General features: G+C 71.6%; 20 protein-coding genes. 9 read left to right on the forward strand and 11 right to left on the reverse strand.

Going from position 1 to position 25,072, the window contains the following annotated elements; translation table 11 throughout:
- Window positions 1-76: 76 nt before the first annotated feature.
- The 3 genes from EV684_RS00505 to EV684_RS00515 form a co-directional block, all read right to left on the reverse strand.
- Window positions 77-1,645 carry a methyl-accepting chemotaxis protein gene (locus EV684_RS00505; protein WP_132644250.1) on the reverse strand — a complete coding sequence of 523 codons (1,569 nt, stop codon included), beginning with the start codon at window positions 1,643-1,645 and terminating at the stop codon, window positions 77-79.
- Between the two features lie 151 nt (window positions 1,646-1,796).
- Window positions 1,797-3,356, reverse strand: coding sequence for a methyl-accepting chemotaxis protein (locus EV684_RS00510; protein ID WP_132644251.1), 1,560 nt, complete (start codon window positions 3,354-3,356; stop codon window positions 1,797-1,799).
- Between the two features lie 49 nt (window positions 3,357-3,405).
- On the reverse strand, window positions 3,406-3,615 hold the full coding sequence (locus EV684_RS00515) for a hypothetical protein (RefSeq protein WP_132644252.1): 210 nt from the start codon (window positions 3,613-3,615) through the stop codon (window positions 3,406-3,408).
- A 220-nt stretch (window positions 3,616-3,835) separates the two neighbouring features.
- On the opposite strand from EV684_RS00515, the gene EV684_RS00520 reads away from it, so the two are divergent.
- Window positions 3,836-4,837, forward strand: coding sequence for an AAA family ATPase (locus EV684_RS00520; RefSeq protein WP_132644253.1), 1,002 nt, complete (start codon window positions 3,836-3,838; stop codon window positions 4,835-4,837).
- Window position 4,838: 1 nt separating this feature from the next.
- Here the strand turns inward: EV684_RS00520 and EV684_RS00525 are convergent, their stop codons facing one another.
- Window positions 4,839-6,638, reverse strand: a complete 1,800-nt coding sequence (locus tag EV684_RS00525; protein WP_132644254.1) for a diguanylate cyclase — start codon at window positions 6,636-6,638, stop codon at window positions 4,839-4,841.
- 82 nt (window positions 6,639-6,720) lie between these two features.
- On the opposite strand from EV684_RS00525, the gene EV684_RS00530 reads away from it, so the two are divergent.
- On the forward strand, window positions 6,721-8,913 hold the full coding sequence (locus EV684_RS00530) for a patatin-like phospholipase family protein (protein WP_242478434.1): 2,193 nt from the start codon (window positions 6,721-6,723) through the stop codon (window positions 8,911-8,913).
- Here the strand turns inward: EV684_RS00530 and ydiK are convergent.
- From ydiK to EV684_RS00555, 5 genes are read right to left on the reverse strand one after another with little or no spacing between them, the layout of a single operon-like run.
- Window positions 8,910-9,989 (reverse strand): AI-2E family transporter YdiK, encoded by a 1,080-nt coding sequence (gene ydiK / locus EV684_RS00535; protein ID WP_132644256.1) that lies wholly within the window; start codon window positions 9,987-9,989, stop codon window positions 8,910-8,912. The genes EV684_RS00530 and ydiK overlap by 4 nt on opposite strands.
- Window positions 9,986-10,573 (reverse strand): DUF3299 domain-containing protein, encoded by a 588-nt coding sequence (locus EV684_RS00540; protein ID WP_132644257.1) that lies wholly within the window; start codon window positions 10,571-10,573, stop codon window positions 9,986-9,988. The genes ydiK and EV684_RS00540 overlap by 4 nt, the downstream gene beginning before the upstream one ends.
- A 16-nt stretch (window positions 10,574-10,589) precedes the next feature.
- Window positions 10,590-11,861: an ABC transporter permease gene (locus EV684_RS00545; RefSeq protein WP_132644258.1), complete on the reverse strand. Its 1,272-nt coding sequence runs from the start codon at window positions 11,859-11,861 to the stop codon at window positions 10,590-10,592.
- The gene (locus EV684_RS00550) at window positions 11,858-12,535 is read right to left on the reverse strand and encodes an ABC transporter ATP-binding protein (RefSeq protein ID WP_132644259.1); all 678 of its coding nucleotides are present in this window, start codon (window positions 12,533-12,535) and stop codon (window positions 11,858-11,860) included. Before EV684_RS00550 ends, EV684_RS00545 begins: the two co-directional genes overlap by 4 nt.
- Entirely contained in the window at window positions 12,532-13,080 is a 549-nt protein-coding gene (locus EV684_RS00555; RefSeq protein WP_132644260.1) for a ZrgA family zinc uptake protein, read from the reverse strand. Before EV684_RS00555 ends, EV684_RS00550 begins: the two co-directional genes overlap by 4 nt.
- 85 nt (window positions 13,081-13,165) lie before the next feature.
- On the opposite strand from EV684_RS00555, the gene EV684_RS00560 reads away from it, so the two are divergent.
- Window positions 13,166-14,092, forward strand: a complete 927-nt coding sequence (locus tag EV684_RS00560) for a 5'-nucleotidase (RefSeq protein ID WP_132644261.1) — start codon at window positions 13,166-13,168, stop codon at window positions 14,090-14,092.
- Between the two features lie 29 nt (window positions 14,093-14,121).
- The gene (locus EV684_RS00565; RefSeq protein WP_132644262.1) at window positions 14,122-14,970 is read left to right on the forward strand and encodes an alpha/beta fold hydrolase; all 849 of its coding nucleotides are present in this window, start codon (window positions 14,122-14,124) and stop codon (window positions 14,968-14,970) included.
- A gap of 67 nt (window positions 14,971-15,037) precedes the next feature.
- Here the strand turns inward: EV684_RS00565 and EV684_RS00570 are convergent, their stop codons facing one another.
- Entirely contained in the window at window positions 15,038-17,794 is a 2,757-nt protein-coding gene (locus EV684_RS00570; protein WP_242478433.1) for a M16 family metallopeptidase, read from the reverse strand.
- A gap of 72 nt (window positions 17,795-17,866) precedes the next feature.
- Complete coding sequence (locus EV684_RS00575; protein WP_132644263.1) at window positions 17,867-18,598, reverse strand: Crp/Fnr family transcriptional regulator; 732 nt, start codon at window positions 18,596-18,598, stop codon at window positions 17,867-17,869.
- A 110-nt stretch (window positions 18,599-18,708) separates the two neighbouring features.
- On the opposite strand from EV684_RS00575, the gene EV684_RS00580 reads away from it, so the two are divergent.
- The 5 genes from EV684_RS00580 to EV684_RS00600 all read left to right on the forward strand — a co-directional run bounded on the left by EV684_RS00580 (window position 18,709) and on the right by EV684_RS00600 (window position 25,018).
- Entirely contained in the window at window positions 18,709-20,655 is a 1,947-nt protein-coding gene (locus EV684_RS00580) for an AMP-dependent synthetase/ligase (protein WP_132644264.1), read from the forward strand.
- Between the two features lie 25 nt (window positions 20,656-20,680).
- The gene (locus EV684_RS00585) at window positions 20,681-21,499 is read left to right on the forward strand and encodes an ABC transporter ATP-binding protein (protein WP_132644746.1); all 819 of its coding nucleotides are present in this window, start codon (window positions 20,681-20,683) and stop codon (window positions 21,497-21,499) included.
- Window positions 21,500-21,659: 160 nt separating this feature from the next.
- Window positions 21,660-22,589, forward strand: a complete 930-nt coding sequence (locus EV684_RS00590) for a branched-chain amino acid ABC transporter permease (protein WP_132644265.1) — start codon at window positions 21,660-21,662, stop codon at window positions 22,587-22,589.
- A gap of 13 nt (window positions 22,590-22,602) precedes the next feature.
- A complete protein-coding gene (locus EV684_RS00595) occupies window positions 22,603-23,667 on the forward strand; it encodes a branched-chain amino acid ABC transporter permease (RefSeq protein WP_132644266.1) in 1,065 nt (354 codons plus the stop codon).
- Window positions 23,668-23,707: 40 nt separating this feature from the next.
- On the forward strand, window positions 23,708-25,018 hold the full coding sequence (locus EV684_RS00600) for an ABC transporter substrate-binding protein (RefSeq protein WP_132644267.1): 1,311 nt from the start codon (window positions 23,708-23,710) through the stop codon (window positions 25,016-25,018).
- Window positions 25,019-25,072: the final 54 nt, after the last annotated feature.

A 25,072-nucleotide genomic window follows, 5' to 3' on the forward strand; every position in this document is an offset into this window, starting at 1 on the left:
GGATGTCCTCCACGTCGAATTCGGGCCTGTGGAGTTGAGCGCTGGCCCAGCGCAAGACCGCGATCCGAGGCTCAGATCACGTCGGGACAGCCCCCGTCTCGTGGCCGAGGCGGAAGGTCGACACCAGCTCGGCGAGCTGCCCGGCCTGCTGGCGCAGGCTGCCGGCGGCGGCCGTGGCTTCCTCCACCAGCGCCGCGTTCTGCTGCGTCATCTGGTCGAGTTCGTTGACCGAGCCGTTGACCTGGTGGATGCCCTGGCTCTGCTCGATCGACGCGGCGCTGATCTCGGCGATGATGTCCGTCACGCGGCGCGCGTTGGCAACGATGTCGCCCATCGTCTGGCCGGCCTCGGCCACCAGGCGCGTGCCCGACTCCACCTTGTCGACGCTGGCGCCGATCAGCGCCTTGATCTCGCGTGCCGCCTCGGCCGCACGCTGCGCGAGTGATCGCACCTCGCCGGCGACGACCGCGAAGCCGCGGCCCTGTTCACCCGCACGCGCCGCCTCGACGGCGGCGTTGAGCGCCAGGATGTTGGTCTGGAAGGCGATGCCGTCGATGGTGCCGATGATGTCGGCGATGCGGCGCGAGCTGGCGCTGATCTCGTCCATCGTCGTCACCACCTGGCCGACGACTTCGCCGCCGCGGCGCGCGACGTCGGCCGCAGCCACCGCCAGCTGGTTGGCCTGGGTGGCGGCGTCGGCGCTGGACTTGACGGTGCCGGTCAGCTGCTCCATCGCCGCCGCGGTCTGCTGCAGGTTGGACGCCGTGTGTTCGGTGCGCTGGCTCAGGTCCTGGTTGCCGGTGGCGATCTGGGCGCTGGCCGTGGCGATGCCGTCGGCCGCGCCACGCACCTGCTGCACCGTGCTGCGCAGCGCCTCGCGCATCGTGTCGATGGCACGCAGCAGGCGGCCGAGCTCGTCGCGCGGGTAGTCGCGGCGCGCCTGGCCCGACAGGTCCATCGCCGCCACCGCCTCGGCGGCACGCTCGGCCTCGACGACCGGGCGCACGATGCTCAGCGTCAGCCGCCAGGCCAGCAGCACGCCCAGCAGCAGGCCGACGATGCTGGCGCCGATCTGCACCTGCACCGTGCGCGTGCGCAGCGCCTCGGCGCGCTGGGCGGCCTCGTCCAGGCTGGACTGCTGCAGTTCGACCAGCGCCTGCACGGCGGCGACGTAGGCCTTGGACGCGGGCTCGAACTGCCCGGCGTAGGCGCGCTCGGCGGCGTCGGGGTCGCCCGACTTCTTGGCTTCGCTGACCGCGTCGCGCGCCGCGAGGTAGTTCTTGCGCGCCGTGCCGATGCGCTCGAACACCGCGCGTTCCTCGGGCAGCGTCAGCGCCTGATCGACACGCTTTTGCAGCTCGGCCGAGCCCTTGGAAGTCTCGGCGTTGATGGGCGCGAAGTAGTCGGCCAGCGTCGGGTCGCTGCTCTTGGCGATGGCTGCGGCACGCTGCACGCCGACGTTCAGGCGCTGCAGCCATTCGGCGCTCATGCGCTCGACCTGCAGACGGTGGCCGAGCATGTCCTCGAGTTCGCCCTGCAGCGTGCGCAGCATCAGCACGGAGGCGACGGCGGAGACCAGGGAAAGCGCCAGGATGGCCGAGAGAACGGCCGCCATGCGGCGGCCGATCGAAAGACGTTGGAGCATGACGGCGTGGGAGGCTGCCCGGTCAGGTGCCGGGCTTCTTCCCATCAGGTCGACATGCGGGGCGCCGGAGTTGAGCGCTTGATCTGCGTAAAGCCGCGATCCGTGACGGATGTCACGACATATGCCGCCGCCGCGGCTTCCGTCACGGCCCTCAGGCCATCGCCTCGCGCCCGAGGCGGAAGGTCGACACCAGCTCGGCGAGCTGCCCGGCCTGCTGGCGCAGGCTGCCGGCGGCGGCCGTCGCCTCCTCCACCAGCGCCGCGTTCTGCTGCGTCATCTGGTCGAGTTCGTTGACCGAGCCGTTGACCTGGGCGATGCCCTGGCTCTGCTCGTGCGACGCGGCGCTGATCTCGCCGATGATGTCCGTCACGCGCTGCACGCTGGCCACGATCTCGTTCATCGTGCTGCCCGCCTCGCCCACCAGGCGCGCACCCGACTCGACCTTCTCGACGCTGGTGCCGATCAGCGCCTTGATCTCACGGGCCGCCTCGGCGCTGCGCTGCGCCAGCGTGCGCACCTCGCCGGCCACGACCGCGAAGCCGCGCCCCTGTTCGCCCGCACGCGCGGCCTCGACGGCGGCATTGAGCGCCAGGATGTTGGTCTGGAAGGCGATGCCGTCGATGGTGCCGATGATGTCGGCAATGCGGTGCGAGCTGGTGCTGATCTCGTCCATCGTCGCCACCACCTGGCCCACCACCTGGCCGCCGCGGCGCGCCACGTCGGCCGCCGAGCCGGCGAGCTGGTTGGCCTGCGCGGCCGAGTCGGCACTGGACTTCACCGTGCCCGTCAGCTGCTCCATGGCGCTGGCGGTCTGCTGCAGGTTGGACGCCGTGTGCTCGGTGCGCTGGCTCAGGTCCTGGTTGCCGGTGGCGATCTGCTCGCTCGCGGTGGCGATGCCGTCGGCCGCGCCGCGCACCTGCTGCACCGTGCGCCGCAGCGCCTCGCGCATCGAGTCCACCGCACGCAGCAGGCGCCCGGTCTCGTCGTTCGGGTAGTGGCTGCGCGCCGTGCCCGACAGGTCCATCGCGGCGATCGCCTCGGCCGCGCGCTCGGCCTCGACCACCGGGCGCACGATGCTCTGCGTCAGCCGCCAGGCGAGAAAGGCGCCGAGCAGCAGCCCGACCAGGCTGGAGCCGACGAGCACCTGCACGGTACGCGTGCGCAGCGCCTCGACCCGCGCCGCCGCGGCGTCCAGGTTGGCCTGCTGGAGGTCCAGCAGCTTCTGGACGGTGGTGATGAAGACGGCCGTCACCGGCTCGAAACGTTCGGCGAAGACCTTCGCGGCGCCGGCTTCGTCGCCGGCTTTCTTCAGCCCGCTGACGTCGTCGCGTGCCGCCAGGTACTGCTTGCGCGCCTCGCCGATCTGATCGAAGAGCGCACGTTCCTCGTCGCTGTCGAGCGAGTCGCCGATCTTCTTCTGCAGTTCGCCGCTTTCCTTGCTCGACTGCTTGGAGACGGCGGCGAAGTACTCGACGAGGCTCGGATCGCTGCTCTTGGCGATCGCCGAGGCGCGCTGCGCGCCGGCGTTGATGCGCAGCAGCCAGGCGGCGCTGGCTCGCTCGACGACCAGGCGTTTGTTCAGCATGGTGTCGAGTTCGACCTGCAGCGTGCGCAGCATCAGGACCGAGGCGATGGCCGAGACGAGCGACAGCGTCAGGATGGCGGCAAGAACGACGGCCATCCGGCGGCCGATCGATAGGCGTTGCAGCATGCGGGTTTCCTCCGGAATGCGCCCGCGGGAACTCCGGGCGTCACCCGGATTAGTCGACGCCGCGCGCTCCGGACTGAAGCCCGCGAGCGTGACCGAGCACACGCCAGCCGCGCCGCAGTGCGGTCCGGGGCAGCTGCGGCTCGCGCAGGTCTTCGGCAAAGGCCTCGCTGCGATGGCAGACCCCCGCGGCCGGGGGTTCCGGGCGGGCGCGGTCTTCGGTCGGCGTCCAGCCGTGGGCGGCGGCGGTGGCTGCGTGCATCGTCGTCTCCGAGGGGCCCGGGGTGGGCCGTCGCGACATGCTCGGCGATGTCAGTTTCAGCGTCTTGACGTGACGATGTCGGCATCGTGACGGCGGCAACGGGCGCGGCTCTTGCTAAGACGCCGACATCAAGCCGGGTTTTGCCGCACGGTTCCGGGCTTGCCGAGCGGCCGCCGATGCTTGAATGATGTCAAGCGTGTCCTGGTCCCTGGAGGTGTGCATGTCGGAATCTCATGATCTGGTTCCGGTGGTGGCCGCTCGCGGCCGCATCCCGATCGCGCAGCTGCGCAGCGTCTACCGGTCCGACGAGGTCGAACAGCGCCTGACCCGGCTGCCGCCGCGCGAGCACGAAACGCTGCGCAGCACCTACGAACGCATGATCGAGAAGGGCGGCGAGCGCTTCCAGGTCAAACCTTCGGGGCTGCCGGCGATGGAGCACCTGTACGACGAACTGCCCAACTTCGCCGAGGTGCTCGACGACGTGAAGCGCCAGCTCGCGCTGTGCCAGGACAGCCGCGACGCGCTGGAGATCACGCCGATGCTGCTGCTGGGGCCGCCGGGCATCGGCAAGACGCATTTCGCGCGCGAGGTCGCGCAGCTGCTGGGCACCGGGCTGGGTTTCGTGTCGATGAGCTCGCTCACCGCCGGCTGGGTGCTGTCGGGCGCGTCCAGCCAGTGGAAGGGCGCACGCCCCGGCAAGGTCTTCGAGACCCTGGTCGAGGGCCAGTACGCCAACCCGGTGATGGTCGTCGACGAGATCGACAAGGCCCGCGGCGAACACGCCTACGACCCGCTGGGCGCGCTCTACAGCCTGCTGGAACACGACACCGCGCGCCAGTTCACCGACGAGTTCGCCGAGGTCGCGATCGACGCCAGCCAGGTGATCTGGGTGGCCACCGCCAACGACGAGCGCACGATCCCCGAGCCCATCCTCAACCGGATGAACGTCTTCGAGGTCCAGGCGCCCGACCTCGACGCCGCACGCTCGATCGCGCTGCGCCTGTACCGCGGCCTGCGCGAACGCCACGACTGGGGCCGGCGTTTCGACGAGCAGCCCGGCGAGGCGGTGCTCGAACGCATGGCGCAGATGGCGCCGCGCGAGATGCGCCGCGCCTGGATGACCGGTTTCGGCAACGCCCGCCTGGCCGGGCGCGAGGCGATCGAACTCGCCGACCTGCCCGGCAGCGGCGCGCGGCGCGGCGGCATCGGCTTCCTGCAGTAGATCAGACGGCCATGGCCGGCCCCTGAACGCCCTGCACGCGGCCCTTGCCGGCCTGCTTGCCGGCGTACATCGCCGCGTCGGCACGGCGCAGCAGCACGACGGCGTCGCGCCCGTCCTGCGGCGCGACCGCGAAACCGACGGTCAGGCCGATCACGCAGCGTCGGCCGTCGCAGTCGAAGGGTGCGGCGAAGGCGTCCACCAGGCGCTCGCCGAACTGCCTGGCGGCCTGGGCGTCGCCCAGGCCGTCGGCGAGCACGACGAACTCGTCGCCGCCCAGGCGCGCGACGAGGTCGTCCTGACGCAGCGCGGCGCGCAGGCGCTGGGCGACGAGCGCCAGCAGCAGGTCGCCGGCCGCGTGCCCGTGTTCGTCGTTGACGGCCTTGAAGCCGTCGAGGTCGGCGATGAAGACGGCGAGCGGGCGCTCGTCGTCGGCCCGCGCCAGCGCTGCGTCCAGCGCCTGTTCCAGGCCACGCCGGTTCGGCAGGCCGGTCAGCGCATCGCTGTGCGCGAGTGCCTGCAGCCGCAGGCGCTCGCGCTCGGCGTGTTCGGCACGCTCGCGCTGCTCGACGTCGCGCAGGTCGAGCACACGCAACCAGGCCAGCGCCTGCGCCAGCGCGCCGACCTGGTAGGCGTGCCGGGTCCAGCCCTCGAGGTCCAGCCAGCCGTGCAGCAGCAGCGCCAGCACGGTGGCACCGGCGGCGCTGGCGCCCCAGCCCAGGATCACGTAGGGCGCGGCGCGGTCGCCGGCGCGCCAGCGCCGTGCCGCCAGCGGCAGCGCGACGATCATCGGCAGCGGCCCCAGCACGCTGGCGACGAACTGCGCCTGCTGGTAGCCCAGCACGCCGGCCGCGAGCAGCAGGGCCGTCGTCGCCGCGAGGCCGCCGGCGAGCCGCGTCGCGGTGGCCAGCGGCGGCGACAGCACGTGGGCCTGGAAGAGCCCGTCGACGAGCCACAGCGCACCGGCCAGCCCGACGAGCACCGACAGCAGCGGGGCGAGGTCGTTGAACCACGCGCTCGCCGTCCACAGGTGCTGCGCGCCCAGGCCGGCGAACGAGAACAGGAACAGGCCCGAGCCGACGGTCGACAACGCGTAGTGCAGGTAGACCAGCTCGCGGCGGCCCACCGCGCGCACCAGCGCGAAGGCCACCAGGCACAGGCTGATGCCGGCGGCCAGGCCCTGCAGCATCTGCAGCCGCGACTCCTCGGCGTAGAAGGCGCCCGGTTTCATCAGGCGCACCGGCAGCAGCATCGCGCTCGTGGTCTGCACGCGCAGCAGCAGTTCGTGCTCCAGCCCGCGCTCCAGGATCAGCAGCAGCGCATGCGGCCGCGTGGGCAGCGGCCGCTGCACGAAAGGCATCGAGTCGCCCATCAGCGCGTGGCGCACGACCAGCCCGTCGGAGACGACGTAGGCGTCGACGCGGTCCAGCGGCGGGTAGTCCAGGTCCAGCAGCCAGCGGCCGTCGTCGGTCGCGGGCACCTCCAGCTGCAGCCGCAGCCAGACGGCGCCATCGTTGAGCCCGAGGTTGGCGCGTTTGCCGGCCGGCGGCCTGAACTCGCCGCGGCGCAACAGCACCTGCTCGACGTCGAGCCGGCCCCCGGGGTCGGCCAGCACCGTCAAACGCGGCCAGGCGTCGATCTCCTGGCGCTCGGGACCGAGCACCAGCCAGGGCACCGCCGCCGACGCGGAGCCGGCGGCCAGCAGCAGCCCCAGCACCAGGCGCCGCAGGCACGCCGCGACCCGCGCCACGGGCGACGTCGGCCGCAGCGACGCGGCCAGGCAGGCGAGAAGGCATCCCGGCATCTCCGTCTGCTATCGGAAGCGCGGCGCTCCGGCTTGAAGGCGGGGCCGTCGTCATCGGTCGGCTAACGGGAGAATGTCGCGCATGAAGCCGACTTCGCGCCGACTCGCCGCCCTCGCCTGCCTGCTGCTCGCGCTGCCGCCCGCGCTGCAGGCCGCCGACGCCCCGCCACGCCCCAAGGTCGGGCTGGTGCTCAGCGGCGGCGGCGCGCGCGGTGCGGCCCACGTCGGCGTGCTGGAGGTGCTGGACCGGCTGCACGTGCCGGTGGACTGCGTCGCCGGCACCAGCATGGGCGCGCTGGTCGCCGGCGCCTGGGTGGCCGGCGTCGCGCCGCAGACCATGCGCCAGGAGCTCGGCCGCGCCGACTGGAACGACATGTTCCAGGACAACCCCGAGTACGCGGAGCTGAACTTCCGCAACAAGCAGATCGAGCGCCGCTTCCTGTCGGGCACCGAGAGCGGCATCGGCACGGCCGGGCTGATCGGCGCGCAGGGCGTCGTCACGGGGCAGAAGATCAAGCTGTTCTTCAACCAGCTCGTGCGCGCGCAGGCCGGCGAGCGCGACATGGGCAGGCTGCCGCTGCCGCTGTCGATGGTCGCCACCGACATCGGCAGCGGCGAGCGTGTCGTGCTGCGCTCGGGCAGCCTGACGCAGGCCATGCGTGCGTCGATGGCGGTGCCCGGCCTGCTGCTGCCGCTGGACCTGGACGGCCGCCGCCTCGTCGACGGCGGCATCGTCGACAACCTGCCGGTGGGCGAGGTGCGCGAGCGCTGCGGCGCCGAGGTCGTCATCGCCGTCAACGTCGGTTCGCCGCTGCTCAAGGCCGAGGAGGTGACCGGCGTGCTGTCGCTGACGGCGCAGATGGTCGCCATCCTGACCGAGCAGAACGTCGCGCAGTCGCTGGCGACGCTGAAGGACGAGGACATCTACGTGAAGCCGGACCTGAGCGGCATCACGGCTGCCGACTTCGACCGCAGCGCCGAGGCCGCCGACCGTGGCCGCGCCGCCGCCGAGGCGCTGACCCCGGCGCTGCAGCGCCTGGCGGTGCCGGCCGAGCAGTACGCGGCCTGGCGGCGCCGGCTGGAGGACCATCGGCCCGACGTCGACCGCGTCGACGAGATCGAGATCGCCGGGCTGCAGCGCGTGGGCGCCGAGGCGCTGCGTCGCCACCTGTCGCAGCGCGAGGGTCAGCCGCTGGACGCCGAGGCGCTGAACCGCGACCTGGTGCGCGCCTACGGCGACGGCTACTACCAGGGCGTGGACTACACGCTGCTGACGCAGCGCGGCAAGCGCGTGCTGCGCATCACGCCGATCGAGAAGCCCTGGGGCCCGGACTACGTGCGCCTGGGACTGAACTTCGACTCCAACATCAGCCAGGGCTCGACCTACTCGCTGCGTGCCGGCTACCAGAAGACCTGGCTGAACACGCTGGGCGGCGAGGCGCTGCTGGAGGCCGAGATCGGCAACGTCAGCGCCGCGGCGCTGTCGCTGTACCAGCCGCTGGAATCGACGCAGTTCTGGTTCGCCCAGTTCGACGCCGGCTACCGCCGCGAGCGCGCCGACGTCTTCGAGGACGACCAGCGCATCGCCGAGTACCAGGTCTCGCGCGACAGCGTCGAGCTGCAGCTGGGTGCCAACCTCGGGCTCTTCGGCCAGGCCCGCATCGGCTGGCGCCAAGGCGAGCTGCGCCCGCGCGTGGACACCGGCGACGCCTCGCTGCCCAGCTTCCGCCAGCCGCTGGACGGCTGGACCGCGGCGCTGGACCTGGACCAGCTTGACCGGCTGCACTTCCCGACCGCCGGCTGGGCCGCACGCGTGGCCTGGTTCTCGTCGAGCAAGCGCGACTACAACCGCCTGGAAGCCGACGCCCGCATGGCCTGGAGCTACGGCGACTGGGTGCTGGGCTCGCGTGCGACCTGGACCGGCTCGACCCGCGGCGCGCTGCCGGTCTGGGACGCGGCGACGCTGGGCGGCTTCCTGAACATGTCGGCCTACGCCTCGGGCCAGCTGCGCGGCGACGACATGCGCTACGCCCAGCTGCGCGCCGAGCGCATCGTCGGCCGCCTGCCGCTGGGGCTGCGCGGGGACATGCGCTTCGGCATCGCCTGGGAGCGTGCGCGCCTGGGCCTGCTCTACACCGAGACCCAGCGCAGCGGCTGGCTGGACTCGGCCACCGCCTACCTCGGCGGCGAGACGCCGATCGGCGCGGTCTACATCGGGGCCGGCCGCAGCCGCGACGGCGCGTCCAACGCCTACCTGTTCATCGGCACGCCTTAAGGTGCCGCGGGCGGCAGGCCGTCGGCCGGCGGGCCGCCTTCCTCGATCCAGCTCTCCAGCAGCGTGAAGGCCACGGCCAGCACCACCGGACCGACGAAGATGCCGACCAGGCCGAAGGCCAGCAGCCCGCCGATGACGCCGGCGAAGATCAGCAGCAGCGGCAGGTCGGCGCCCAGGCGGATCAGCACCGGGCGCAGGAAGTTGTCCAGCGTGCCGACGATCACCGACCAGACGAGCAGGAACACGCCCCAGCCGATCTCGCCGCCGTAGAGCACCCAGCCGGCGGCCGGCAGCAGCACCGGCAGCGCGCCGATCTGGGCGATGCAGAGCATGAACATCAGCGCCGTCAGCAGCCCGGCCAGCGGCACGCCGGCCAGCGCCAGGCCGACACCGCCGAGCACCGCCTGCACCACCGCCGTGACGCCGACGCCCAGCGCGACGCCGCGGATCGCGTCGGCGGCCAGCGTCACCGCGCCGACACCGCGCTCGCCGGCCAGCCGGCCGGCGAAGGCGCGCACCTGGGTGCCGAAGACCTCGCCTTGGGCGTACATCACCGCAGCGATGACCACCGTCAGCGCGAACTGCAGCGCGACGCTGCCGAAGTCGCCGATCTCGCCGACGAACCAGCGCGTGAAGCCGCCGGCATAAGGCTGCATGCGCGCGATCAGGCCTTCGATGCCGGCGGCCACCGCCTGCTCCCAGGCCAGGGCCAGCTTGCCGCCGACGACCGGCAGCGCCAGCAGCCAGGCGGGCGCCTCGCGCGAGGGCCGCCAGGTGGCCAGGTCGCGTGCGGTCTGCACGATGCGGTCGGCGTTCTCGACCAGGGTCGCGATCGACAGCGCCAGCGGCACCGCGAACAGCAGCACCAGCAGCAGCGTCATCACCGCCACCGCCGCGCCGCGCCGGCCACCCAGCGCGGCCTGCACGCGCAGCATCACCGGCCAGGTGGCGACGACGACCATCGTCGCCCAGATCGCCGGGCCGACGAAGGGCTTGAGGATCCACAGCGAGCCGCAGATCAGCGCGGCCAGGAACAGCACCGCGAAGCTGGTGCGGGTGACGTCGGCGGTCTTCAACGTGCCTTCTCCGTGTAGCGCTCGACGGCAGCGCCGTCGATGCGGTAGCTGCTGGCGCCCATGTACGTGTCGCCGCGCACGGTGGCCAGCGTGCCGCTGACCCAGACCGTGTCCATCGACTTGAACGCCACCGGGCGCGCCGCCAGCACGTGAACGATCTGGTTGGCCGGCGGCGGCGGGCTGTGGATGCAGGCGCCGAAGTACGGCACCAGCAGGAACTCCTTCAGGCCCTGCTTCGTCTCCTCCAGCGGCACGACGAAGCCCGGCAGGCGCACCGCCTGGCCGACGATCGCCGGGTTGGCCGGCGCGGCGTCCCAGACCTCGCGCATGCGCTCGAGCAGCTTGTTGGCGCGCGGGTCACCGTCGGCCAGGCCGGCGAGGTTCAGGTCCTTGAACTCCTTCATTGGGTCCCAGTCCCGGGGCACCAGCTCGTCCCAGCGGATGGTGCGCGGCGCGCCGGGCGTGGCCTTGGCCGGCGCGGCACCGGCCAGCGCCGGCTGCGAGGCCGGCACGCCGGCCGCCGGCTGGGCGCCGGCCGTGCCGATCAGGGCCGCGGCCGCCGCGGCGGCCAGGAGTCTGTGCATGTCGTGTCCTTCGAGGTCAGCGCGGGCTCAGCCCGTCGGCCAGCGACAGCCGGTAGGCGCGCCAGCCCGGCACCAGGCCGGCGAGCATACCGGCGACCAGCACCGCACCCAGCCAGGCCCATTGCGTCAGGGTGGGCGCGCCATGCGACAGCGCCACGCCCAGCTGCTGCTGCGCCCAGGGCCCCGCAAGCAGGATGCAGGCCGCCGCCGCCAGCACGCCGGCGGCGGCGCCGGCCAGCGTCACCAGCGCGGCTTCGGCGGCCAGCAGCGCGAGCACGTGGCGTGGCCCGGCGCCGACGGCGCGCAGCACCGCCAGCTCGCGCCGGCGTTCGGCCAGCCCGGCCAGCACCACCGCCACCAGCCCGGCCAGGCTGACGACGGCGACCAGCGCCGACACCGCCAGCAGCGAACGTTCGCCAACGCCGACGACCTCCCAGAGTTCGTCGAGCGCCACGCCCGGCAGCACCGCCAGCAGCGGCTCGGCCTCGTAGCCGGCGACCCAGCGCTGCACGCGAAACACCGCGACGCGGTTCTTCAGCCCGACGAAGGCCGCCGTCGCGCGTTGGGGCGTGAGGTCGAACTTGCGCGCCTGCTCGGCGGCGATCGTCACGCCCGGCATCGGCGCGCCCCCGGCCCAGTCGAGGTGGAGGGCCTCGATGGCGGGCAGGCCGACGTGCACGCTGCGGTCCACCGGCGTGCCGGTGGACGCCAGGATGCCGACGACGGTGAAGGGTTTGTCGGCGTGTTCGGCGCCGAGCTCGCCGCCGGCGCCGTGCGCCAGCACGATGCGCTGGCCGACGCGGTAGCCCAGGCGCTCGGCGACCTCGGCGCCGAGCACCGCTTCGTAGAGCCCGTCGAGCGTGCCGCTGAAGGCGCGGCCTTCGGCCAGCACCAGCGCGCGGCCGTCGCCGTGGCGGAAGTGCTCGAAGTAGCCGGTGCTGGTGCCGACCACCGGGAAGCCGCGGTGCGAGTCGCCGAGCGCGATCGGCACGACCCAGGCCACCGCCGGGTGGCGCGCGAGCGCGTCGACGCTGGCCATCGAGATGTCGTTCGTCGCGCCGCCGAGGCGGAACACGGCGTAGAGCATCAGCTGCACCGGCCCGGTGCGCGCGCCGACGACGAGGTCGGTGCCGCTGACGGCCTGCGAGAAGCTGGCACGCACGTCCTCGCGCAGCCGCTCCAGCGTGAGCAGCAGCGCCGTCGACAGCGCGATCGACAAGGCGACGAGCACCAGCGTGCCACGCCGTGCCCAGGCGCTGCGTGCGGCCAGGCCGACGAGCGGCGTCATCGTGCGCCTCCGTTCAGCTCGGCCAGCGCGACGCGGCGGTCGAAACGCCCGGCCAGGCGTTCGTCGTGGCTGACGAAGACCAGCGTGCTGCCGGCCTCGTGCACCGCGGCCAGCAGCAGGTCGAGGAAGGCGTCGCGCAAGGGCGCGTCCAGCGCCGAGGTCGGCTCGTCGCAGATGACGAGCTCCGGGCGGCCGATCAGCGCACGCGCCGCGGCCACACGCTGCTGCTGGCCGACCGAGAGTTCGGCCGCCGGCCGCGCCCAGGCCTCGTGCGGCAGGCCGACACGGTCGAGCAGCGCCTCGGCGTCGCCAGCAGCCGTGCGGCCGCGGCGCCGCGCCGAGAAGCGGCCCGGCAGACGCACGTTGTCCAGCACGCTCAGGTAGGGCAGCAGGTTGAACTGCTGGAAGACGTAGCCGACGTGGTCGGCGCGGAAAGCGTCGCGGCGGCCGGCGGCGAGCGCCGCCCAGTCCTGGCCCAGCACCTCGACGCGGCCCTCGCCTGCCAGCAGCACGCCGGCCAGCAGGCCGAGCAGCGTGCTCTTGCCGCCGCCGCTGGGGCCGTGCAGGAAGACCGCCTCGCCGGCTTCGACGTCCCAGGCCTCGATCGCCAGCGTCGGCACGGTGGCACGCGGCCAGCGGTAACGCAGGCCGCGGATCGAGATCGCCGCGTTCACCGCACCAGCTTCAGCTGCGTCGCCGGCCGGCTCAGCATCGCCTTCCACTGGCCCTTGGGCGTCGCGACCTGCACGTGCACGATGCGCAGCCGCGGGAAGCTCTCCAGCAGCCCGGTGTCGACGAAGCCGGCGCGTTCGGCGGCGGCGCACTCCAGCGTGTAGCTGGCGTCGGCGTCGGCGTGGCCTTCCTCGCCGTGGGCGTGGTCGTGGTCGTTGCCGTGCTGATGGCCGGGCTCCAGCGGGCCGCCCTCGATGTCGACCTGGGCCGGGCCGCAGCCGGCGGCCGGGTCGGGGCGCCACAGCTTCGCGGCGTCGGCCAGCCTGGCGAGCGCGGTGCGCGCCGCGGCGCGTTCGGCGTCGTTGCGCGGCGCACGCTCGAAACCGACCAGCGTGTCCAGCGGCATCTCCAGCATCAGCGTCACGCGGCCGGGCTCGACGGCGACGTCGAGCCGGGCGACGCCGTGTTCATGCGGCGGGGCCGCCATCGCGGCCGAAGCGACCAGGGTCGACACGAGGATCGCGCCACGTTGCAGCAGGAGCTTCATCTCGGGAACGGCAGGCGCCGCAGTCAGGCAGACGCGGCCGATTGTGCCGTCGCCGCGTGACAGCCTCCCCGTATCATCGACCGCGATGGACGAAACCGCCGCCCTCGCGCCGGCCGCGCCCGACGCCCGCCTCGTCGTCGCGATCTCCTCGCGCGCGCTGTTCGACTTCGAGGAAGAGAACCAGGTCTTCGAGGCCGGCGGCGACGACCGCGACTACATGCAGCTGCAGCTCGAGCGCCTGGACGTGCCGGCGCGCCCCGGCGTCGCGTTCTCGCTGGTGCGCAAGCTGCTCGCCTTCAACGCCGGCGCGCCGCGCGTCGACGTCGTCGTGCTCTCGCGCAACGACCCGGTCTCGGGCATGCGCGTCTTCCGCTCGGCCCAGCACTACGGCCTGCCGATCGAACGCGGCATGTTCTCGCGCGGCCGGCCGCCCTGGCGCTACCTCGGGCCGCTGAAGGCCAACCTGTTCCTGTCGACCAACGAGGACGACGTGCGCGCGGCGCTGGACGCCGGCGTCGCCGCGGCGCGTGTGGCCACGCACAGCCGGCACGCCGCCGAGACCCACCCCGACGAGCTGCGCATCGCCTTCGACGGCGACGCCGTGCTGTTCTCCGACGAGGCCGAACGCGTCTACCAGCAGGAAGGCGGCCTGGCCGCGTTCCATGCCCATGAAGTGGCGCGCAGCACGACGCCGCTGCCGCCGGGGCCGTTCAAGCCGCTGCTCGAAGCGCTGCACCGGCTGCAGCGTGCCGCGGCCAGCGGCATGCACGTGCGCACCGCGCTGGTCACCGCGCGCAGCGCGCCGGCGCACGAGCGTGCGATCCGCACGCTGATGGCCTGGCAGCTGGAGGTCGACGAGGCGATGTTCCTCGGCGGCCTGCCCAAGGGCGAGTTCCTGCGCCAGTTCGAACCCGACTTCTTCTTCGACGACCAGACCCGGCACGTCGAACACGCGGCCGGCCACGTGCCCGCGGGCCACGTCGCCGCCGGCATCACGAACGCGGCGCGCTGACGCCGCCCTGCCCCTTCTTCCCCACCGAGATGCGAATCGAGATCCAGCCCGGCGTGCGCCTGTTCGTCGACGTCGAAGGCCCGGGCTTCGTGCCCGACGGCCCCACGCTGCGCGAGAAGCCGACGCTGCTGCTGCTGCACGGCGGCCCCGGCTTCGACCACGCGAGCTTCAAGCCGCTGTTCTCGCGCCTGGCGGACCTGGTGCAGATCGTCTACGTCGACCACCGCGGCCACGGCCGCAGCGACCCGCGCCCGGCCGAGGAATGGACGCTGGACACCTTCGCCGACGACGTCGTGCGGCTGTGCGACGCGCTCGGCGTCGAACGCCCGATCGTGCTCGGCCAGTCCTTCGGCGGCTTCGTCGCCCAGCGCTACATCGCGCGCCACCCGGGCCATGCGGCCAAGGTCATCCTGTCGAGCACCGCGCCGCGGTTCGAGCTGGCGCGCAAGCTGGCGATGTTCGAGCGCCTGGGCGGCGCCGCGGCGCGCGACGCCGCCGAAGCCTTCTGGACGCGCCCCGACGCCGCCACCTGGGCGGCCTACGAGGTGCACTGCCGCCACCTCTACAACACGACGCGCCCGGCCGACCCGGACGCCGGCCAACGCGGCCTCTTCCGCCCGGAGATCCTGTTCGGCTGGAACGAGGCCGAACACGCGGCGATGGACCTGCGCGCCGGCCTCGCCGCCGCGCGCTGCCCGGTGCTGGTGCTCGCCGGCTCGCACGACCCGGTGTGCCCGGTCGCCGACGCCGAGGACATCGCCGCCGCGCTGCCGCCGGCGCTGGTCGAGTACACGGTCATCGACGGCGCCGGCCACGGCACCTGGCGCGACCGGCCCGACGAGGCGCTGGCGCGGCTGCGCGCCTTCATCGCGGGCTGAAACGAAAAACGGCCCGTCGTCGACGGGCCGTTCGCGATGAGCAGCCGGGCACGCGGCCCGGCGGTACTCAGTTGCCTTCCTTGAAGTCACCGCCCCAGGCGATGCTCCAGCGCGAGGGATCGAGGTACTTGCGCATTGCGGCGTTCACCTGCTCGAGCGTCAACGCCGAGATCTTGTCGTCGACCTGCTGCGAGAACGCGAACGTGCGGCCCAGGTAGAGGTTGGACGTCAGCTGGCCGGCGACCACCGGGTCCTGCGCGCGCTGCAGGCGCAGCGTGTTCAGCAGGCCCTTGCGGCCGGCTTCAAACTCGGCCTGGCTGAAGCCTTCGCGGCGCGCCTTGTCGAGCTCGGCCATCACCGCGGCCTCGACCTTGGCGCGGTTCTGCGGCGCGAAGATCGCGCTCACCGCCCAGTTCGAGTTCTGCTCGATGCGGTTCCAGTCGATCGAGGAACGCACGTCGTAGCTCAGGCCTTCGGTCTCGCGCACACGCGTCCACAGCCGCGACGAGGTGCTGCCGCCGAACAGGTAGTTGGCCACCAGCAGCGCCGGGTAGTCGGCGTCGCGGTCGGACAGCGGCAGCGCCAGCGCGGTGCGCAGGTTGGCGTTCTGCTTGTCCGGCGTCTGCAGCTTGAAGGCCGCCGGCGCGACCTCGTAACGCGGGTTGGGCAGGCGCTCGTAGGCCTGCGCCCCGCCGGCCGGCGCACGCCAGTCGGCGAAGGCGACGACCAGCGCACGCTGCACGGCCTCGGCGTCGAAGTCGCCGACGGCGCTGAACTCGCCGGCCGCGGCGCTGTAGAAGCGGCGGTGGAAGGCGGCCAGCTGGGCGGCGTCGACCGCGGCGATGTCCTCGGCGATCTCGTCGAAGGTCAGCGCGTAGCGCAGGTCGCCGCGCGGGTACGGGTTGCCGTGGCGCATCAGCGCGTTGGCGACCAGCGCCTCGGGCTCGTGCTTCTGGTTCTCGATCGCCGTCGCCCACTGGCGCTTGATCTCGTCGAGTGCGTCGGCCGGGAAGGCCGGTTCGCGCAGCAGCCGGCCGATCAGCGCGAGGGTGGCCGGCAGGTGCTCGCGCACCGTGACGACGAAGACGTCGAGGTCCTGGCCGTTGGCGTTGAAACCGACCTGGGCGCGCAGCGCGTCGAAACGGTCGGCGATCTGCTGGCGCGTCAGACCGGCGCCGCCCTTGTCGAGCATCTCGGCGACGACGCTGGCCACCGTCTCCTGGCCCTCGAGCGCCTGGCCGGTGCCGAAGTGCAGCCGCAGCCGCGCCTGCACCGCGTTGCCGCGCGTGCTCTTGGGCAGCAGCGCGACCTTCAGCCCGCTCTGCAGCGCCGAGACCTGGGTGCGGCGGTCGAGGTTGGCCGGCGTCGCCTCGAAGGCCTCGGCCTGGGCGAGCTGCTGGCGGCCGCGGTAGTCCTTGACCAGCGCGGCGACGTCGACACGCGCCGGTGCCGGCGCACGCTGCGGGGCCTCGGTCGGCAGGTAGGTGCCGACGGTGCGGTTGTCACGCAGCAGCACCTGGCGCGCGACGCGGTTCAGGTCCTCGACGGTCAGCTTCTCGATCTGGTCGCGTTCGACGAAGAACAGGCGCCAGTCGCCGCGTGCGATCGCGTCCGACAGCTCGACACCGACGGCCTGCGGATCGCTGAAACCCTTCTCCCAGCCGTTGAGCCACTTCACGCGGGCGCGGTCCAGCTCCTCGGCGGTGACCGGCTCGGTGGCGACGGCGTCGATCGCGGCGAGCATCGCGCTGCGCGCGGCCTCGACGTCCTGGCCCGGGGCCAGCTCGATGCCGGCGAACAGCACGCCGGGCTCGGCCAGGCCGAAGGCGACGCCGAAGCTCGACGCGGCGAGCTTGCCCTCGACCAGACGCTTGTGCAGCCGGCCGGCAGGCGCGTCGGCGAGGATGTTGGCCAGCAGCGAGGCGGCGGCGAAGTCGGCGCTGGCGCCGGGCGCGACGTGGTAGCCGGCGAAGACCAGCGGCGCGCCGCCGCTGCGGCGCAGCGTCACGGTGCGTTCGCCGTCCTGCGCCGGGTCCAGCGTGTAGGTCGGTTCGATGACACGCTTGGGACGCGGGATCTTGCCGAAGCTCTGCACGACCCAGCCCAGCGTCCTGGCGACGTCGAAGCGGCCGCTGACGATCAGCGTCGCGTTGTCGGGCTGGTAGTAGCGGCGGTAGAAGGCCTGCAGGCGCGGGATGTCGACGTTCTCGACGTCGGCACGCGCGCCGATCGTGTCCTTGCCGTAGGCGTGCCAGTCGTACATGACGGCCATCGTCTTCTGCAGCAGGACGCCGCCGGGGCTGTTCTCGCCCATCTCCATCTCGTTGCGCACGACGGTCATCTCGCTGTCCAGGTCGCGGCGCGCGATCAGGCTGTTGACCATCGCATCGGCCTGCCAGGACAGGTACCAGCGCAGGTTGTCGTCGTTGGCGGCGAAGCTGGCGAAGTAGTTGGTGCGGTCGAACCAGGTCGTGCCGTTGGCGCGCAGGCCGCGGCGGCTGAACTCGGCCATCACGTTGCGCGTCGTCGGCGTGCCCTTGAACAGCAGGTGCTCCAGCAGGTGCGCCATGCCGGTCTCGCCGTAGCTCTCGTGGCGCGAGCCGACGCGGTAGGTGACGTTGACCGTCGTCGTCGGCTTGGACTCGTCGGGCACCAGCAGGATCTGCAGGCCGTTGGCGAGCCGGTACTCGGCGATGCCCTCGACGGTGGTGACGGCGGCGACGCCGGCGGGAAGCGCGGCCTTGGGAGGCGGCGCGGCGTGCACGAAGGATGCCGACAGCACGAAGGCCGCGGCACTGAACCAGGCTCTGATCATCTTCAGCATTGACAGGCTAGGACGAAGCCGGCGAGTGTAGGCCCGCACCCCGCTCGACATCACCGGCCTCAGGGCCGCGGCTCAGCCGCCGGCACGAAAGCCGCGCAGCCCGTCGAGCGCCAGCACGCGCACGCCGCCGTACTCGACGCGGATCAGCCCGCGTGCCTGCAGCGCACGCAGCGCCTCGTTCACGCGCTGGCGCGACAGGCCGACGAGGTAGCCCAGCTCCTGCTGCGTGATGTGCAGCACCTCGCCGACGCCCGGGTACAGCGTCGGGTGGAACAGCGAGGCCAGGCTGCGCGCCACACGCTCGTCGGGGTCGGTCAGGCGGTCGATCTCGCGTGCGCCGATGAACTGCCCGAGGCGTTCGTTCAACTGCAGCATCACGAAGCGGTTGAAGCCGATGCTGCGGTCCAGCAGCCAGTGGAAGGTGTCGGCGCCGATGCCGGCGACGTGGCTGCGCCGCAGCGCCTCGATGTTGTAGCGGTAGGGCTCGCGCTTGATCACCGTGCCTTCGCCGAACCAGCCGCCCGGCGGCACGCCGGTGAAGGTGATCGGCATGCCCAGCGCCGAGTCGTTGCTCATCTTCAGCAGGCCGTCGATGAGCCCGAACCAGTAGCTCACCGGCCGGCCGATGCGGCAGACGTACTCGCCGGCCTCGACCTGCACCACACGCAGGTCGGCGAGCACACGCTCGCGTTCGACGGCGTCGAGCCGGCCCAGCCAGGGGATGCCGGCGAGTTCATCGGCGGTGGCGGCGCGCGAACGCGACGCGAGCGCGGCAGAACCCGACGAGGACGTGGCGGACGTCATGGCACGTGCGGGAAAGACCCGGTGGGACGTTCCCGAAGATTGTCGTCAGAACGACAACCCGACGTCAAAGCACTTCGCACAATGGTTTCAACCCGTGCCAGGAGCCCGCCGTGCCGACGACTTTTCCGCGTCTGTTGCTGGAGCATGCGAAGCGCCGCCCGCAGGCCCCCGCCTTGCGCGAGAAGGTCTACGGCATCTGGCAGACCTTGTCCTGGAGCGAACTGCTGGCGCTGGTGCGGGCGCTGGCCGGCGGCTTCGCGGCGGCGGGCATCGCCCGCGGCGAGCACGTCGTCGTCGTCGGCGAGAACCGGCCGCGGCTGTATGCCTCGATGCTGGCGCTGCAGTCCATCGGCGCGGTGCCGGTGCCGCTGTACCAGGACGCGGCCTCGCCCGAATACGCCTTCCCGATCACCAACGCCGACGTGCGCTGCGCTGTCGTCGAGGACCAGGAGCAGGTCGACAAGCTGCTCGAGCTGCGCGAGACCTGCCCGCGGCTGGAGCGCCTCTGGTATGACGACCCGCGTGGCCTGCGCAAGTACGCCGAACGCGGCCTCGCGTCGCTGGACACGCTGATCGAGGCCGGCCGCGCGCACGACGCCGCGAACCCCGGCGTCTTCGACGCCGCCGTCGAGGCCGGCTCGCCCGAGGACGTCGCGGCGATGTTCTTCACCTCGGGCACGACCGGCAACCCGAAGGGCGTGGTGCACACCCACCGTTCGCTGCTCGACCGCGCCGCGGCCGGCCGCGACTTCGACCGCCTCAGCGAGCGCGAGGAGGTGCTGGCCTACCTGCCGCCGGCCTGGATCGGCCAGAACATCTTCAGCTACGCGCAGTGGCTGGCCTGCGGCTACGTCGTCAACTGCCCCGAGTCGCAGGCGACGGTGACCATCGACCTGAAGGAGATCGGCCCGACCTACTACTTCGCGCCGCCGCGCATCTTCGAGGCGCTCTTGACCAGCGTGACGATCCGCATGGAGGACGCCTCGGCGATCAAGCGCTGGATGTACCGGCGCGCGATGGCGGTGGCGCGCCGTGTCGGCCCGCAGCGGATGGACGGCAAGGCGATCGGCCTGGGTGACCGCATCGCCTACGCGCTGGGCCAGTTCTTCGTCTACGGCCCGCTGCGCAACACGCTGGGCTTCTCGCGCGTGCGCGTCGCCTACACCGCCGGCGAGGCGATCGGCCCGGACCTGTTCAGCTTCTACCGCTCGATCGGCATCAACCTGAAGCAGCTCTACGGCTCGACCGAGACCGCGGTCTTCGTCTGCCTGCAGCCCGACCACGAGGTGCGCGCCGACACGGTGGGCGTGCCGATCGCCGGCGTCGAGATCCGCGTCGCCGACAGCGGCGAGATCCTCGTGAAGAGCCCGGGGCTGCTGAAGGAGTACTACAAGAACCCGGCCGCCACCGCCGAGGTGCTGACCGCCGACGGCTGGTACCACACCGGCGACGCCGGCTTCCTGGACGGGCACGGCCACCTGAAGATCATCGACCGCGCCAAGGACGTCGGGCGCCTGGCCGGCGGCGCCAACGACGGCGCGATGTTCGCGCCCAAGTACGTCGAGAACAAGCTGAAGTTCTTCCCCTTCGTCAAGGAGGCGGTGGCCTTCGGCGACGGCCGCGAGAAGGTCTGCGCCTTCGTCAACATCGACTTCGAGGCGGTGGGCAACTGGGCCGAGCGCCGCAACCTGCCCTATGCCGGCTACACCGACCTGGCGGCCAAGCCGCCCGTGCTGGAGCTGGTGCGCGAGTGCGTCGAGCAGGTCAACGCCGACCTCGCCAGCGACGAGCGGCTGGCCGGCAGCCAGATCCACCGCTTCCTCGTGCTGCACAAGGAGCTCGACGCCGACGACGGCGAGCTCACGCGCACGCGCAAGGTGCGGCGCGGCTTCATCGCCGAGAAGTACGCGGCGCTGGTCGACGCGCTCTACGAGGGCCGCAGCGAGCAGTTCATCGAGACCGCGGTGAAGTTCGAGGACGGGCGCAGCGGCAGCGTCTCGGCGACGCTGGCGATCCTCGACACCAAGGTCTTCCCCGCGCAGCGAAAGGCAGCTTGAGGTGGCAGCAGTGCTCGATCGACCCCTGAACGCGGACGCCGCCGAGGCGCCGCCCGCGGCCACCGGCCGCCGCGGCGGCGAGGTGATCCTCGACGTGCGCAACATCTCGCTGCGGTTCGGCGGCGTGAAGGCGCTGACCGACATCAGCTTCGACGTGCGCGAGCACGAGGTGCGCTCGATCATCGGCCCCAACGGCGCGGGCAAGAGCTCGATGCTGAACTGCATCAACGGCGTCTACTCGCCGCAGGAGGGTTCGATCAGCTTTCGCGGCAAGACCTTCGCGCACATGAACAGCCGCCAGGTCGCCGAGATGGGCATCGCGCGCACCTTCCAGAACCTGGCGCTGTTCAAGGGCATGAGCGTGCTCGACAACATCATGTCGGGCCGCAACCTGAAGATGAAGACCAACCTCTTCCAGCAGGCCATCCGCTGGGGCGCGGCCGAACGCGAGGAGAGCGAGCACCGCGAGGCGGTCGAGAAGATCATCGACTTCCTCGAGATCCAGGCCTGGCGCAAGACGCCGGTCGGGCGCCTGCCCTACGGCCTGCAGAAACGTGTCGACCTCGGCCGCGCGCTGGCGATGGAGCCGCAGGTGCTGCTGCTCGACGAGCCGATGGCCGGCATGAACGTCGAGGAGAAGCAGGACATGAGCCGCTTCATCCTCGACGTCAACGACGAGTACGGCACGACCATCGTGCTGATCGAGCACGACATGGGCGTGGTGATGGACATCAGCGACCGCGTCGTCGTGCTCGACTACGGCAAGAAGATCGGCGACGGCACGCCCGAGGAGGTGCGCAGCAATCCCGACGTCATCGCCGCGTATCTGGGCACGTCTCACTGAGCTTCTTCCGAGTGATGACCCGCGACGCGCACCGCCGGCCTGCCCCCCTCTCCCGCCCGCGGGAGAGGGCTGGGGTGAGGGCTCGTGGCACGCGTCTCCCCTCACCCCCCGCCCTCTCCCGCTTCGCGGGAGAGGGAGCCTACGGCGGCGCACCCTGACCATGGCCTTCTTCCTCGAAACCCTGATCGGCGGCCTGATGACCGGCATGCTGTACGCGCTGGTCGCGCTCGGCTTCGTGCTGATCTTCAAGGCCAGCGGCGTCTTCAACTTCGCCCAGGGCGCGATGGTGCTGTTCGCGGCGCTGGCGATGGCGCGCTTCTCGGCCTGGTTTCCGGCCTGGTTCGGCTTCGAGAGCCAGCTGCTGGCCAACCTGCTGGCGATCATCGCCGCGATGGGCGTGATGATCGTCGTCGCCTGGGCCATCGAGCGCCTGGTGCTGGGCAAGCTGGTCAACCAGGAAGGCGTGACGCTGCTGATGGCGACGCTGGGCATCGCCTACTTCCTCGAAGGCCTGGGCCAGACGATCTTCGGCAACGACATCTATCCCATCGACGTCGGCCTGCCCAAGGACCCGGTGTTCATGCTGCAGGACACTTTCGAAGGCGGCATCCTGGTCAACAAGGAAGACCTGTACGCGGCGCTGATCGCCGCCGCGCTGGTCGCCGCGCTGAGCCTGTTCTTCCAGAAGACCGCCACCGGCCGCGCGCTGCGCGCCGTGGCCGACGACCACCAGGCGGCGCAGTCGATCGGCATCCCGCTGAACCGCATCTGGGTCATCGTCTGGAGCGTCGCCGGCTTCGTCGCGCTGGTCGCCGGGATCATCTGGGGCAGCAAGCTGGGCGTGCAGTTCTCGCTGTCGCTGGTGGCGCTGAAGGCGCTGCCGGTGGTCATCCTCGGCGGGCTGACCTCGGTGCCCGGCGCCATCGTCGGCGGTCTCGTGATCGGCGTCGGCGAGAAGCTCTCCGAGGTCTACATCGGGCCGATGCTCGGCGGCGGCATCGAGATCTGGTTCGCCTACGTGCTGGCGCTGGTCTTCCTCTTCGTGCGGCCGCAAGGGCTGTTCGGGGAAAAGATCATCGACCGCGTCTGAACGGAGCCGCAGCATGCTCTACCGCGAAAACGGCCAGTTCAAGACGTCCTACCGCGCCGACCTGCAGGTCTTCCCGATCCGCCAGGACCGCGTCGCGATCGCGCTGCTGCTGGCGCTGGCGATCGTCGTCGTGCCGCTGGTGGCACCCGAGTACCTGTTCCGCGCGATCCTGATCCCGTTCCTGATCCTGTCACTGGCCGCGCTGGGCCTGAACATCCTCGTCGGCTACTGCGGCCAGATCTCGCTGGGCACCGGGGCCTTCATGGCAGTCGGCGCCTACGCGGCCTACAACTTCCAGGTGCGTCTGGACGGCATGCCGGTCGTCGCGTCGATCCTGCTCGGCGGGCTGTGCTCGACCGCGGTCGGCGTGCTGTTCGGCCTGCCTTCGCTGCGCATCAAGGGCCTGTACCTGGCGGTGGCGACGCTGGCGGCGCAGTTCTTCGTCGACTGGGCGGCGCTGCGGCTGAAGTTCGTGACCAACGGCTCGTCATCGGGTTCGGTCAGCGTCGCCGAGCTGCAGTTCCTCGGCATCACGATCGAGTCGCCGGTGCAGAAGTACCTGTTCTGCCTGGCCTTCGTGCTGGTGTTCGCGACGCTGGCCAAGAACCTGGTGCGCGGCCACATCGGCCGCGAGTGGATGGCGATCCGCGACATGGACGTCGCCGCGGCGGTGATCGGCATCCGCCCGGTCTACGCCAAGCTCAGCGCCTTCGCGGTCAGCTCGTTCATCGTCGGCGTCGCCGGCGCACTCTGGGGCTTCGTGCACCTGGGCTCGTGGGAGCCGGCGGCCTTCGGCGTCAACCGCTCGTTCGACCTGCTGTTCATGATCATCATCGGCGGCCTGGGCTCGATCATGGGCAGCTTCTTCGGCGCCGCGTTCATCGTCGTGCTGCCGATCGTGCTCGACAGCCTGCCCTACTGGTTCGGCATCCCCATCGACACGGCGCTGGCCGCGCACCTGACCTACATGATCTTCGGCGCGCTGATCGTCTTCTTCCTGATCGTCGAGCCGCACGGGATCGCGCGGCTTTGGTCCACGGCCAAGGAAAAGCTGCGCCTCTGGCCATTTCCTCACTAGCCCCCGCAGCCCTCACGACAACAGCACATACGGAGACACGATGAAGCTTGCCTCGTACACCCTGGCCGCCGCGGCGCTGGTCGCCGCCACGGGCGCCTTCGCCCAGGCCAAGGAGCAGTTCTTCCCGCTGCTGGTCTACCGCACCGGCCCGTATGCGCCCAACGGCACGCCGTGGGCCAACGGCAAGCAGGACTACCTGAAGATGATCAACGCACGCGACGGCGGCGTGAACGGCGTCAAGCTGAGCTTCGAGGAATGCGAGACCGGCTACGCCACCGACAAGGGCGTCGAGTGCTACGAACGGCTCAAGGGCAAGGGCGCTTCGCTGTTCGACCCGCAGGCCACCGGCATCACGTTCGCGCTGACCGACAAGGCGCCGGCCGACAAGGTGCCGCTGCTGACGCTGGGCTACGGCCTGTCGTCCTCGGCCGACGGCGGCGTCTTCAAGTGGAACTTCCCGCTGATGGGCAGCTACTGGACCGCCGCCGACATCCTGATCCAGCACCTGGGCAAGAAGGAAGGCGGGCTGGACAAGTTGAAGGGCAAGAAGATCGCGCTCGTCTACCACGACAGCCCCTTCGGCAAGGAGCCGATCCCGCTGCTCGACGAGCGCCAGAAGATGCACGGCTTCGATCTCGTGAAGATCCCGGTGACGGCGCCGGGCGTGGAGCAGAAGTCGGCCTGGCTGCAGGTGCGCCAGCAGCGCCCCGACTACGTGCTGCTGTGGGGCTGGGGGGTGATGAACTCCACCGCGCTGAAGGAGGCCCAGGCCACCGGCTTCCCGCGCGAGAAGATGTACGGCGTCTGGTGGGCCGGCGCCGAACCCGACGTCAAGGACGTCGGCATGGGCGCCAAGGGCTACAACGCGCTGGCGCTGAACACCTCGGGCACGACGCCGCAGGTCATCCAGGACATCCTCAAGCACGTGCACGACAAGGGCCAGGGCACCGGGCCGAAGGACGAGGTGGGCTCGGTGCTGTACACGCGCGGCGTGATCATCCAGGCGCTGGGCGTGGAGGCCGTGCGCCGCGCGCAGGAGCGTTTCGGCAAGGGCAAGGTGATGACCGGCGAGCAGGTGCGCTGGGGCCTGGAGAACCTGGCGCTGGACGACAAGAAGCTCGCGCAGCTCGGCCTGACCGGCGTGATCCGCCCGATCAGCACCTCGTGCATGGACCACCAGGGCTCGACCTGGGCGCGTGTGCAGACCTGGGACGGCGCCAAGTGGGGCTTCAGTTCCGACTGGTACCAGGCCGACGAGCAGATCCTCAAGCCGATGATCAAGAGCGCGGCGGACCGTTACGCGGGCGAGAAGAAGCTGACGCGGCGCTCGCCTGCCGATTGTCAGAGTTGACCCCCCCCCGTAGCGGCTTCGCCGCTCCCCCCCAGGGGGGCACCGCGAGCGGCC

The sequence above is a fragment of the Rubrivivax gelatinosus genome (genome assembly GCF_004340905.1).
GTDB classification, from domain to species: domain Bacteria; phylum Pseudomonadota; class Gammaproteobacteria; order Burkholderiales; family Burkholderiaceae_C; genus Rubrivivax; species Rubrivivax gelatinosus.